The sequence below is a fragment of the Candidatus Acididesulfobacter guangdongensis genome (assembly GCA_004195045.1).
Lineage (GTDB): Bacteria > SZUA-79 > SZUA-79 > Acidulodesulfobacterales > Acidulodesulfobacteraceae > Acididesulfobacter > Acididesulfobacter guangdongensis.
In genome coordinates, this window is the sequence record SGBC01000001.1 from 894,714 (window position 1) to 906,177 (window position 11,464).

The 11,464-nt window shown below is 32.2% G+C and carries 13 protein-coding genes, 1 tRNA gene and 2 pseudogenes; 8 read left to right on the forward strand and 8 right to left on the reverse strand.

The features are described 5' to 3' along the window. Nucleotides 1-92: 92 nt before the first annotated feature. Nucleotides 93-293: a hypothetical protein gene (locus EVJ46_04130; protein ID RZD17419.1), complete on the reverse strand. Its 201-nt coding sequence runs from the start codon at nucleotides 291-293 to the stop codon at nucleotides 93-95. After that, a complete protein-coding gene (locus tag EVJ46_04135; protein ID RZD17420.1) occupies nucleotides 290-853 on the reverse strand; it encodes a hypothetical protein in 564 nt (187 codons plus the stop codon). The genes EVJ46_04130 and EVJ46_04135 overlap by 4 nt, the downstream gene beginning before the upstream one ends. A gap of 415 nt (nucleotides 854-1,268) precedes the next feature. Between EVJ46_04135 and EVJ46_04140 the strand changes: the two genes are divergently transcribed. The 3 genes from EVJ46_04140 (at nucleotide 1,269) to EVJ46_04150 (ending at nucleotide 2,973) form a co-directional block, all read left to right on the forward strand. Beyond that, complete coding sequence (locus tag EVJ46_04140) at nucleotides 1,269-2,060, forward strand: class I SAM-dependent methyltransferase (protein ID RZD17421.1); 792 nt, start codon at nucleotides 1,269-1,271, stop codon at nucleotides 2,058-2,060. 69 nt (nucleotides 2,061-2,129) lie between these two features. Continuing rightward, entirely contained in the window at nucleotides 2,130-2,324 is a 195-nt protein-coding gene (locus tag EVJ46_04145) for a hypothetical protein (GenBank protein ID RZD17422.1), read from the forward strand. A gap of 238 nt (nucleotides 2,325-2,562) precedes the next feature. Next, nucleotides 2,563-2,973: a hypothetical protein gene (locus EVJ46_04150; GenBank protein RZD17423.1), complete on the forward strand. Its 411-nt coding sequence runs from the start codon at nucleotides 2,563-2,565 to the stop codon at nucleotides 2,971-2,973. A 50-nt stretch (nucleotides 2,974-3,023) separates the two neighbouring features. On the opposite strand, the pseudogene EVJ46_04155 reads toward EVJ46_04150, so the two are convergent. Continuing rightward, nucleotides 3,024-3,137: pseudogene (locus tag EVJ46_04155) on the reverse strand (type II toxin-antitoxin system VapC family toxin). A gap of 28 nt (nucleotides 3,138-3,165) precedes the next feature. Here EVJ46_04155 and EVJ46_04160 point away from each other — a divergent pair. Continuing rightward, the gene (locus tag EVJ46_04160) at nucleotides 3,166-3,450 is read left to right on the forward strand and encodes a hypothetical protein (protein ID RZD17424.1); all 285 of its coding nucleotides are present in this window, start codon (nucleotides 3,166-3,168) and stop codon (nucleotides 3,448-3,450) included. A 2-nt stretch (nucleotides 3,451-3,452) separates the two neighbouring features. Then, nucleotides 3,453-4,163 (forward strand): hypothetical protein, encoded by a 711-nt coding sequence (locus EVJ46_04165; protein RZD17425.1) that lies wholly within the window; start codon nucleotides 3,453-3,455, stop codon nucleotides 4,161-4,163. Nucleotides 4,164-4,709: 546 nt separating this feature from the next. Here the strand turns inward: EVJ46_04165 and EVJ46_04170 are convergent. The 5 genes from EVJ46_04170 to EVJ46_04190 form a co-directional block, all read right to left on the reverse strand. Further along, nucleotides 4,710-4,898 (reverse strand): hypothetical protein, encoded by a 189-nt coding sequence (locus EVJ46_04170; GenBank protein RZD17426.1) that lies wholly within the window; start codon nucleotides 4,896-4,898, stop codon nucleotides 4,710-4,712. A gap of 105 nt (nucleotides 4,899-5,003) precedes the next feature. After that, nucleotides 5,004-6,956 (reverse strand): phosphate/phosphite/phosphonate ABC transporter substrate-binding protein, encoded by a 1,953-nt coding sequence (phnD, locus tag EVJ46_04175; protein RZD17427.1) that lies wholly within the window; start codon nucleotides 6,954-6,956, stop codon nucleotides 5,004-5,006. 277 nt (nucleotides 6,957-7,233) lie between these two features. Next, on the reverse strand, nucleotides 7,234-8,172 hold the full coding sequence (locus tag EVJ46_04180; protein ID RZD17428.1) for a bifunctional enoyl-CoA hydratase/phosphate acetyltransferase: 939 nt from the start codon (nucleotides 8,170-8,172) through the stop codon (nucleotides 7,234-7,236). A gap of 24 nt (nucleotides 8,173-8,196) precedes the next feature. Next, the gene (locus EVJ46_04185) at nucleotides 8,197-9,774 is read right to left on the reverse strand and encodes an acetate/propionate family kinase (GenBank protein RZD17429.1); all 1,578 of its coding nucleotides are present in this window, start codon (nucleotides 9,772-9,774) and stop codon (nucleotides 8,197-8,199) included. 43 nt (nucleotides 9,775-9,817) lie between these two features. Beyond that, the gene (locus EVJ46_04190) at nucleotides 9,818-10,537 is read right to left on the reverse strand and encodes a hypothetical protein (protein ID RZD17430.1); all 720 of its coding nucleotides are present in this window, start codon (nucleotides 10,535-10,537) and stop codon (nucleotides 9,818-9,820) included. Between the two features lie 179 nt (nucleotides 10,538-10,716). Here EVJ46_04190 and EVJ46_04195 point away from each other — a divergent pair. The 3 genes and pseudogenes from EVJ46_04195 (at nucleotide 10,717) to EVJ46_04205 (ending at nucleotide 11,464) form a co-directional block, all read left to right on the forward strand. Beyond that, nucleotides 10,717-10,793: transfer RNA gene (locus EVJ46_04195), tRNA-Arg, on the forward strand. Between the two features lie 144 nt (nucleotides 10,794-10,937). Next, nucleotides 10,938-11,384 carry a hypothetical protein gene (locus EVJ46_04200; GenBank protein ID RZD17431.1) on the forward strand — a complete coding sequence of 149 codons (447 nt, stop codon included), beginning with the start codon at nucleotides 10,938-10,940 and terminating at the stop codon, nucleotides 11,382-11,384. Beyond that, nucleotides 11,356-11,464, forward strand: a pseudogene (locus EVJ46_04205) (biphenyl 2,3-dioxygenase). The gene EVJ46_04200 and the pseudogene EVJ46_04205 overlap by 29 nt, the downstream one beginning before the upstream one ends.

Here is an 11,464-nt window from a genome sequence, read left to right on the forward strand (position 1 = left end):
AGTGAAATATATATAATGGATTATCTTCGCGTCTACCTAAACTGTTATGAGGATTTGCCGAGTTTCGGCCACGGTTCTCATAATGAAAAAAGCTATAAATCGTCGCAATTTTTATAAATGTCCGGCGTTTCCGACGTAATTTCCCCGCTGGGCAATTCGTAATAAAGTTTGCCGTTTCTACTATAGACGTTTGGAATTCCCATTTCTAAATTCTCTTTCTGCGCATTTCTGACGGCATTATTACCAGCCCTTATTATATCGTCTCTTAATTTGATAAATTCATCATTGCTCATATAGAACCCCCAAATTGTTTATATAAAAATTCATTTAAAACCGTTAAATAATTTTCTTTGAAATATGCGATTTCTTCAAAGTCATCTTCGCCATTATAAAATAAAAACCATTCATTTGCCATATCTTTATATTCTTTCCAGAATAAATTCCTGCTTCTTTCAAATCTTCTTACGACATCGGACTTTGGAATATCATGTCCCCCCTTTAAAACTCTTCCTTTAATCCTCCGAAAATTTATACTTGGGTTATCGGTAAATATATAAATAATTATAACGTTATAACCTCTATCTTTAGATTCTTTAATTATTTTTTTAATGTACTTTCCCGATAAAGTAGTTTCAATTATAAAACTAATGCTTTTGGAAAGATAATCGTAAATATTTTTTAAAAAAATCTTTCCGGCTTCTATCCTTTTTTTATTTAAATCGGATGGACTTAAGGCTTTTGCAATTTCGTCGGCGTTGACGAAGGCGAGCCCTTTGTTTTTATTGAAAACATTAATAAAAGTGGTCTTTCCGCTTCCGTTTGCCCCAGCTATTATAAATATATTTTTTTCCATAAAGTTATTTATTTCCCTGCCTTATTATAATTTTCAAACTCGTGCATAGCTTTAAATTTCTCTACGAATTTTTCGGCGATTTTCACAAAAGCCTTTGCCGATAAAAAGCTTCTGCCGTTTTTGTGAAACTTTGTGATTCTACGAGAGTTTTTGAAATATTCAATTGAGTTAATGTCATGAGTAAATAATCATTTTAATTATAAAAATTATTCATTTGATTCATTATAAATCAAATCTTATAATATATTCAAGAGCACAGTTTGAAGTTTTTATAACGAATATAATCCGATGCATAAATATTTTATAGGTAATTAAATAAGCAGACAAATTATGCGATTATATATTTTAGATTAATAGTAATTTAATTATTAATATTACATATTAATGTAAATTAATATAAAAACGGGAGGGCAAAATGAAACAGAATTGGAATGCGGAAGATTACGCAAAAAATTCTCAATGCCAGCTGCAATTAGGCGAAGAGCTTATTGAAAAACTTTCTTTAACAGGCAATGAATCATTGCTTGATATAGGCTGCGGAGACGGAAAGATAACCGCAAAATTATCGAAAATTTTAAAAAATGGAGAAGTAGTCGGCATAGATGCATCAGAAAATTTAATAAATTTTGCATCAAAAGAATTTCCTAACGATAAATTTCAAAATCTGACATTTTATCAAATGGATGCATGCGCTATTAACTTCTCTGAAAAATTCGATATTGCTTTTTCCAACGCTTGTCTTCACTGGGTAAAAGACCATAGCGGCGTTCTTGGAAAAGTGCGTGCATGCCTTGAGCCAAAAGGCAGGATTTTATTCCAGATGGGCGGACGCGGCAATGTAGGCGAAGTCTTAAATGCCGTAAAATTAGTCAGCAGCAAAGAAAATTGGAGCATGTATTTCGATAATTTCGTTACGCCGTATTATTTTTACGATATAAAAGACTATGAGATATGGCTTTCGGAAAATCATTTTAAGCCTCTGCGTTTGGAACTGATTGAAAAAAATATTAAACATCCAAGCGAAGAAAGTTTTAAAGGCTGGTTAAGAACTACTTGGTTTCCTTTTACCGACCGCTTGCCGGAGGCGTTAAGGGAAACTTTTCTTGACGCAATATCGGAAACTTATAAAATTAAGCATCCGGCAGACAAATCGGGCGGTATTAATGTAAAGATGGTTCGTTTGGAGGTTGAAGCGTATGCCGTATAAATTTTATATATTGATATCAATGTGAATTCTTTTAAAATTATAGTGAACGTTATACCAGGAGGATTTATTATGCCTAAAGCAAAAGCTTTAGTAATTATCTCATCGAGCAATAACGATTCTGCAAAAGTTAAAGTAGGACTTAATTTAGCATATAGGACAAAAAACAGCGGAGCATTTGAAGATGTGAAACTTATATTTTTAGGTCAGGGAGAAGAATTTATCGCAAAAACCGAAGATAAAGAAATACTTGAAGCGTATGAATAGGTTCTATCTAATAACATCGTCCCTCAGGCGTGTGTTGCGGTAGCCGAAGCATACGGCGTATCTAATATTTTAATAAATAAAAAAATAGAACTTGTTCGAGCTGCTGGGTCAATAGCGCTATTTATGGCTGAAGGATATCAGCCTTTAACTTTTTAGTTTATTTTAATGCATAGCCAATATATAATAAAATAATGTTCAACTTAATCCTGCTTTAATGTGAGAGTTCTAGGAGGTAAAATTGGAAACAGCCGCTATATTTATCAGAACGCCGGAAACAGAATGGATACCTGCAAGTTCTATTTACGGCGAAAGCGTATTGCACGAAGGCAAAGAAATAGTATTCGTAAAACAATTGACTAACAGGCTTGATAAAGGCAAAGGGGTTGCTTATTTAATTAAATTTGTTCCACCGGAAGGCAAAATAATCAGAACCGTTGCCGTTGCCCGTTCCGATGAACACGTTTATATACTTGAAGGCGGACATTGCTACAGAAACGGAGAGCAAAGATTATTCCCAGGAGATTATGTATTAAATCCGGAAGGTCATCCGCATGGTAATTTAGTTAATATTGAAACCGTAGCTCTTGTAATATGCACGGGAGCAACGGATGAGGTTAAAGAAATAGCGGTAATAGAGCCGAAGCCGTAATATTTTTTAAGGTTTGTATAATTTATTTTTTTATTGTTTATTATAAGATATTTTTTATTATAAGTAAATAACGGCATTTCATTGCAAATAGATGTGGCGCCAATTAAGGCATCTGGTATTTTAAGACCGTGGCTTTTGGAATAAATTTCTATTAAGTTAAGGGAAAAAGGTCGGATATAGTATAATATGATTATGGCAAACGTGAATAAAATGGAAAATAATAAAAAAGATTTCAGTATGAAACACCGTCATATAAATGCAGATATTAAAAAAAGCCTTTCTTTAGAGGCAATAGACGATATTATCTCCAGAGGCGATATGCCGGAATGGCTGGAACTAAGGAACTATGCCTTGCGTCATTCTGAAATACTGGATGATATAATAAGAATTTGCAGCCATTACATAATAGATCCTTATGAACAGAAATATCATTTCTGGTATAATTTAGCTTTATATCTTAAATCAAAGGAGATATAACCATGAAAAACGATAAAGAAGAAGATTGGGAAAACGTTATTTCAAATATAGCAAGAATTAACGATATTTTGCCAGACGCTATTATAGTAGGGAGAACTGCATCTGCTTTATATTCAGAACACAGAACATCACATGATACGGATCTTGTAATTAAAGACCTAAAAGAAAGATTTAACGATATATTATCAACACTTGAAGCCGTATCCGGATGGAAGACATCAAGAATTAGACCGCCGGTATTAATCCTCGGCAGCCTTAACGGCATTGAAACAGGCATAAGACAACTTATAAGGACTAAACCTTTAGAAACAACCGATATAGAATATAAAGGGCAAAAATTAACCGTGCCTACTCCGGAAGAAATCTTAAGAATTAAAGGTTTTTTAATACTTGCCAGAAATGCTACGCGCGATTATATCGATTTTGTAGCATTAGCCGATCATCTTGGGATTAAAAAAACTAATAAAGCTTTAACGAGTTTCGATGAATTATACCCTCAAGAAAATAAGGCTTCCGCTTTAAGACAACTTATTGTTCAATTAACGAAACCGATGCCTTACGATTTAAAAGAAACTGATTTGACTAAATACAAAAATCTTGATAAAAAATGGCAGGATTGGCAGAATATAGAAGAATATTGCAAAAAGATTACTATAAATATTTTCACAAATTATAATCCTAAATTAGAACAAACTCAAACTCCAAATCCGTAAAAGACGCCTTTATCGAAGAACTAAACGAAAGGCTGGACAAAGACAAAAGCAAGGGGGTGGAAGCGGTAGTCGGAATTTGGGTTTTGGAATTATACCCGCCTTGCGAAATGCAAAACGGATATTTGGTATTCGTCTTCTACTCTTCGGTCGTAAAACTCCAAACATAATTTTTTGCAAGATGCTGATTTAAATTTCCTTCTATTTAAGTAGTTAGTTCCGCCGTGTATTCGGTATTCGGTCTTAGAGGTGTAAGAAGTGGCGTGAACGTTGCGATATAATTAGTTAATGAGTTGGGATTACAATAAACCTTCCATGCAACTTTCTTTTCGTTAGGAACGATTAATAAAAACGTGCCGTATGCAAATCAAGATGTTCTTTCGATAAAGCAGGAACGTTTGCGTATGTCTCTATATGCCTGCAAATCGTAATCCGTGAATTTAAATTTTTCGCACAGGTTAAAGGTTGCAGCGTTTTCTGTTATTTGTTTATTGCTGTTTTTAGGCAATGAGCGCGCATATTGACATTGTTTAGATTCTTTTATAAGACTTAAACGTTTAATGCGTCTTCGAGAACGGCATTATATAGCTTTCTCGCGGATTCAAATCTTATATTTAAAATATGTTCGTCCAAAACGGTTGCTATTAGCGGCATATCAAGGATAAACGAATGATTTTTCGGTTTATCACGTTTGCCAATTTTATTGGATTTCTTAATGTTATTGTTTAGTTTATTCATAATATTAGATAAAATTTATTAAAGCGCTGTTAAAACTTATTGCCTTATATCCCCATTGCTATATACTTGTAGGCTTTACGGCAATTATTCGGTAAAGTTAAATATTTAAACATTGAGCAATTTTTTAATAGGTTCAAAATCGCTATTATTTGCTTCAATGAATGCGGTATAATCCTTATCGATAGATTGCAGTATAGTTTTATCTTTAATATTTAAAATAGCATCTTTTATTTTTAATTTTAAATCTTCATCAATACCGGCAGCGGCGCAAATCGGGAATTGAGGTATAGGGTCAGAATAGGCTATAATTTTTAGGGAATCTTTAAAATCTTCCGCCGCAGAGTCCATTAATGCTCCTGCATCATATTCTCCTTCTATTACGGCATTGGCTACATTATCATGCGAACCAAGATAATCGTATGCGGCAAGAGATATAAGTTCAATGCCTGCCGCTTTAAGCATAGCTTTTGGGATGAGCGAAGAGCCTGTCGACATTTTAGAACCGAAAGCTATCTTTTTTGAATTTAAGTCCTGCAGAGAATTTATATTAGAATTTATCGGTGCGACGAAAACGCTTCTGTAAGTGGGAGAGCCATTTTTTATCGCATATGTAAGAGGTTCTACTTTGTACTTTTTTCTTGCCTCTATATATGTTGAAGGCGTCATGTAAGCAAAAGAAACTTTATTCGTACCTAATTCTTCAATAGAATCTTCATATGTAACTGCAACTAAGCTGCTGTAATTTAATTTTAAAGACTTGTTCAGATAATTTATTAACGGTTCAAATTTCTTTTTCATAACTAATGCGCTTTCTAATGGAACTATACCGAAAAGATCTAATTTTAGGGAACATAGTTCGACTTTTAAAAGATTAGAAGATTTTGCCAGCGATGAACTTATTGTTTTTGATTTTTTTGCAGCCTCTGTCGTGTTTGCAGAGACCTTTTGAACTATAGTAAGATTTTTTTCTACTTCTGTTACGGCAATTTCTAGTTGTTCCGCTGAAGAAGATATTAAATCGATGCTATTTTTTTCCTCGCCTGCAGCTTTCATAATATTATTAAATAATTCTTCCGCCTGCATAGATTCCGAACTTATTTTTTTAACGTTTTCTATTACGTCTTTAATAGCTTGAACGGTTTTTGAAGTTTCTTGAAACAGGCTTTCTATGATTTTTCTTGTGTCTGAGGTTGACTTACTGGTTCTTTCAGCTAATTTTTTAACTTCATCAGCTACTACGGCGAAGCCTCTGCCCTGTTCTCCGGCTCTTGCGGCTTCTATTGCAGCGTTTAATGCCAGCAAATTTGTCTGGTCGGCTATATCGCTTATCAGTGATATAACGTCCCCTATCTCTTTTGAGCTTTTATCAAGTTCAGTCATGGTAACATTGAGATTCTCGATAGAATTTGATACTGTTCTTATTTCGGTTATAATATTTTCTATCATTGCATTTCCTTTATTTGCTCTTTCAAGAGAAGTTTTGGAAGATTTTTGTGAATCTTTGGCGCTTTTAGTCATTTCTTTGTGCGACATGCTAATTTCGTCAATTGCACTGGAGATAGAAGCAACCTGCCCTGATAGCGATTCATTTTCTTTATAAATCTTATCCATTGAAGCGCTTTCAATATTTGCATCGACTGCAACAATGTTTGTAGAATCCAGAGCTTTTTGGAACGTATTGTAAAGATAATCAAACAAACTATTGATTTCACGGTCTATATTATACAAATCAACGTAAGGCAGCCGTTTCCTTAAATCTTTATTCTCAGTTAAAAAGTCATTTAAAAAAACATTGATTTTATTTGCTTTTGTTTCAGTTATTTTATTAGAAATAAATATATTAGCATAATACACAATAGCAATGATGACTACCGCAACGGACAGCATAGAATTATGCTGAATAAAAGAAATGGCAAGAAAAAAAAGAGCTACAATTGCAAATACGATTATTAGCCCTGTTTTCAATATTGCGTTAGTATGTTTGTTTGCATTTTTATTAGTATATAAGATACTATTTTTTTTAATAGTACTATTATTGCTTGCAAAATTGCTTTTCATAATATATTATTGTCCTCCCAATGTACTGTATCGATATACGGTATAGTTAATTACAAGTCAATATAGCCGATTGGCGCTAGTCTAGTATAATAAATTTGCACTTGATAAACAGCAAGTGATATTTCTATATTTAATAAAATATTAATATCAGTTTGTAGCTCTTCATCATTCTTTTTATTATTTGAAATTACAAAATTATCGTAACATTGTACTATTTTTTACTTTGTAATTCTACCACAAATTACGCCGCTATGTAAATAATAAACAAAACCCGCTATTAAAATAAATGATAATTTAAGAAAGATTTATAATCATTCGAAGCTATAATTGCCATCGCTGCAGAATACAATCTGGCTTTAGGAGGGTCAGACCTTGAAGTTAATATAACAGGCACGGCTGCTCCGACCACAATTCCTGCGACGGTGGCTCCTGCAAGGTATTCTAAATCTTTAAATAAAATATTTCCCGATTCTATATTTGGCACAAGAATAATATCTGCATCGCCAGATACGGAACTTTTAATGCCTTTCTCTAAAGCCGCTTCTTTTGAGATAACATTGTCAAAGGCAAGCGGTCCGTCTACTATTCCGTTTTTAATCTGCCCTCTTTCAGCCATTTTGCTGAGTAAAGCAGCGTCTATTGTTGACTGCATTTTAGGATTAATTTCTTCAGTTGCCGATAAAATAGCTGCTTTAGGAATTTTAATGCCTAAAATAATTGCAAAATCAATTGCATTTTGAAGTATTTGCGCTTTTTCAGAAAGATTTGGGCTTATGTTAATTGCAGCATCTGTTATTATCAGCAGTTTTTTGTATGTTTTAATTTCCATTAAAAACAGATGACTTATAAGTCTGTTTGTTCTAAGACCATTTTCTGAGGATATTACGGCATGCATCAATATATCCGTATGGATATGTCCTTTCATAAGCACGTCTATTTTCTTATTTTTAGCAAGTTCGCATGCAATTTTCGCTGAATATTCGTCGGTTTCTGAATTTATAATTTCAATATTTTCTTTTTCAACAAGCAGTTCGATTTTTTCGGCAATTTTTTTTATATGATTACAATTGCCTATAAGGGTAGGTATTATCAAGCCAGCGTCGAACGCTTCTTTAACCCCTAAAAGTGTTAACTCGTCAGCGCTGCCGACTACGGCAGTTCTTTTAGGATTTATTTTTTTTGCATTGTCAAGGATTTCATCCAATTTTTTTAACATTTTTAATCCGCCGGTCAGTTTATTTTATTTAACTTTTAAAATTTTTAACGCATTCTCTGCCATCATTAATTCTTCGTCAGTTTTAACGGCAAGAACAATAGTTTTGCCTGAGCTTATTTTTATCATTGAATTTGTAATATTTAATGATTGTAATTTAGATCTGCTGTTGAAAATTTTTGTTACGCCGTTATTTTTTGATTTATTAAGTTTTATACCTAAGAACGAAAGATTTTTACATATTTCTTGCCTGATAAACGATGAATTTTCACCTATGCCCCCTGAAAAAATTAACGCATCTATGCCGTTTAGCGCCGCAGAATACGCTCCTATATATTTTACGATCCTGTAACAAAACATTTTAATCGCTAATTTTGAATTATAATCGGAATTCGTCAAAAGTTCTTTCACATCATAGGTTTTCTGAGAAATTCCAAGCAATCCGCTTTTTTTGTTATATATATTATATAGCTCTTCTTCAGATAATTTTAATTTATTTTTTAAAATAAAAGATAACGACGGATCGACATCCCCTGTTCTTGTTCCCATCATCAATCCTTCTAAAGGCGTATAACCCATTGACGTGTCTATAGATTTACCATTTTTAACCGCCGCAATACTTGCTCCGTTTCCAAGATGGCACAGTATCATTTTTTTAAATTTGTATCCGGACAGCTTCAGAATATTAGAAATAAAAGCATAGGAAATGCCATGGAATCCATATTTTTTTATTTTATGCTGCTCGTAATATTCTATAGGAAGAGGATATATTGAAGCATAGTCTGGAATTGCAGAATGAAAAGAGGTGTCGAATATGCAGATTTCGGCTGCTTCAGGTATGAGCTTTATTGTAGTTTTAAGCCCAAGTAAATTTGACGGGTTATGAAGAGGAGCAAGTTCGTTAAGTCCGGCTAATTTTTTTAAATCAGGAAAATTTATATGTAACCCGGTATCATTATCATATTTATCTGCAGCGTCTTTTATTTCAGCGCTTTGCGTATTTCGTTGAGAAGGCAGCGTGATGTTTTGTGTTGATTTAGAATTAGAAACGCTATTTTTAACGTTTTTTAGCAGTTTGTTCTTATTTAAAATTTCAAGAGGTTTAATTACAGGTTTAATTACAAGAGGCTTAATAAAAACATTGCCTCCGTGAACAAATCTGTGTACTACTACGTCAATTTTTTCATCTTTATTATCTATATCTATATTTATATTTTTGTATATTAATTTATTAATTATAAAAAATAATGCATCATGATGATTTGCAAAATTTGTTTTACCACTTTTTTTGCCGTCTGCATTTTCATAGCGGTATGAAGAAAAGGATGTTCCTATTTCTTCTATCTCTCCGTCGTACAATCTATTAAGCGAAAGCAGTATCGGCAGTTCTGATGCCGAGCCTTTTTCAGATGGACATCCTTTCTCGTTATTTTTACAGCTTGTTTTAATTTTATTTATGAAATTAATATTATTAATACTTTTATTAATCTTATTATTATCAATTAGCTGCTTATTATTATCAATTACTTGAGATGTTTTTTCTATATACTTAAAATAAGCAAATTTAACAGAGGAACTTCCGGAATTTATAGACAGTATATTCATATTAATTTTTATTTATTTATTAAAAATAAATTATAATGATAAATTATAATGCGGCATTTTCAATAATTCTGTATGAGAATACCGCAATTTCTCTTAAATAAGAAACTATTAATGAATAATATATAATTTGACTTTTGACATCATATCCGTACGTATGAGCTTCTACGGTTGAAAGATCTTTTATTATTTTATCACAAATGAAATCAATATTCTTTACCTCCTGCCATGTTTTTTTTAGTATTTGCTGTTTATAAGTTTTATCATTGATTTTATTGCCGTATAATTCGCGATTTTTATTATTAAAATTTAATAAAGTATAGAATGTGTCTATAGTATTTTTAACTATTGAACTTATCATTAGCGCAAGTTCGGGAATATAAGACTGTTTTTTTAAAGCAGGATACCGAGATATATTTTTAATATTAAGTTTTATTAGAAGATTTAATGTGTAGATATTTTGCATTGAATTGCAAAATGGACTAAATTTAAGTACATTTTCATAAATACAGAGCTTGCTTTTGTCTTTTGATTGCCTTAATCCTTTGTTGGTTATAACGCCTATAATTAGCTTATAAATTTCGTTATTAAGTTCCGTTATAATATTATCTTTAATATCGTCTATGCCTGTTTCTGAGTCAACTATATTAAATTTATTATTAATAATAGAATTGAGGTCTTTTTCCAGATTGTTTTCCACAAAACCGGATAACACTATGGAATTGTCAGATAGTTTCTTTATTATGTTTTCTGTAAAAATAGCCATTTGAAAATTATTTATCATTATTTTATTTTAATGTTATAATAAAACAGATTAATCAAGATTATTCTTAAAAAATTATAATATATTATAATTATGATTATATCATAAAACAAGCAAGCATCGAATTGATTTATAGATTTACGGCGAAAGCCAAAGTACATTGCGGCTATAATTTCTAAATTGTGTCCGTAGCTCATCTGGATAGAGCGCAGGACTCCGACTCCTGAGGCAGCGGGTTCGAATCCCGCCGGACACACCAGTTAAAAATAGTTGACAAAATCATCTGTAAGTTCCAAAAGTTATTGATACTCTGCAAAAGATAATGAAACTCTACAAAAGTTATTGCAACTAAAAAATTTACGCTGAAGTCGGAGTCAGCTTTTTTCGGGTTTAATATAAATATATGCCGAAATTAAGCGACTTAAAACTATCCAAATTAAGCAGCAGTAAATATAAGGACGTAATATTCAAGCTGCATTATATAACCGATATATCGACCAGGCCCGGCGAAAATTATTATAACGCAATATTTAAAAGCGTAAAAGCAAAAAAAGATTTTTATTTGCAGGAGAATATATACCCTGAATTATTAAGCCGTTACGTTATAGGAACTTATTATCAGAACGGCAAAAGAATCGGAAAAAATAAAAATTTAGAATTAATGAATATTAAATTTCCGATTGCCGGCGGCCAAGCACTAAAGATAAGGCAGATAAACAATATAACCAAGCCTAATGTCAGTATAGAAAAGTCAATTTATTTAAACGATATAAAAAATCAGTATGCCTATTTCGGCATATTAGACGATTATTACGTCATAATTTCTTCAGGGCAAAGATACCGACCATGATGCCGTAGATAAAATTCGGAAAGCTATTAAAGCAGGAAATGAAATAACTGTAACGCTGCTCAATTATAAAAAAGACGGAA

Bases quoted from the DNA above. Each gene is read 5' to 3' on its own strand.
- EVJ46_04165 (RZD17425.1), top strand. From the start codon at position 3,453: ATGAAAAACGATAAAGAAGAAGATTGGGAAAACGTTATTTCAAATATA.
- EVJ46_04135 (RZD17420.1), bottom strand. From the start codon at position 853: ATGGAAAAAAATATATTTATAATAGCTGGGGCAAACGGAAGCGGAAAG.
- EVJ46_04145 (RZD17422.1), top strand. From the start codon at position 2,130: ATGCCTAAAGCAAAAGCTTTAGTAATTATCTCATCGAGCAATAACGAT.
- EVJ46_04200 (RZD17431.1), top strand. From the start codon at position 10,938: ATGCCGAAATTAAGCGACTTAAAACTATCCAAATTAAGCAGCAGTAAA.
- EVJ46_04180 (RZD17428.1), bottom strand. From the start codon at position 8,172: ATGTTAAAAAAATTGGATGAAATCCTTGACAATGCAAAAAAAATAAAT.
- EVJ46_04140 (RZD17421.1), top strand. From the start codon at position 1,269: ATGAAACAGAATTGGAATGCGGAAGATTACGCAAAAAATTCTCAATGC.
- EVJ46_04160 (RZD17424.1), top strand. From the start codon at position 3,166: ATGGCAAACGTGAATAAAATGGAAAATAATAAAAAAGATTTCAGTATG.
- EVJ46_04130 (RZD17419.1), bottom strand. From the start codon at position 293: ATGAGCAATGATGAATTTATCAAATTAAGAGACGATATAATAAGGGCT.
- EVJ46_04190 (RZD17430.1), bottom strand. From the start codon at position 10,537: ATGGCTATTTTTACAGAAAACATAATAAAGAAACTATCTGACAATTCC.
- EVJ46_04170 (RZD17426.1), bottom strand. From the start codon at position 4,898: ATGAATAAACTAAACAATAACATTAAGAAATCCAATAAAATTGGCAAA.
- phnD (RZD17427.1), bottom strand. From the start codon at position 6,956: ATGAAAAGCAATTTTGCAAGCAATAATAGTACTATTAAAAAAAATAGT.
- EVJ46_04185 (RZD17429.1), bottom strand. From the start codon at position 9,774: ATGAATATACTGTCTATAAATTCCGGAAGTTCCTCTGTTAAATTTGCT.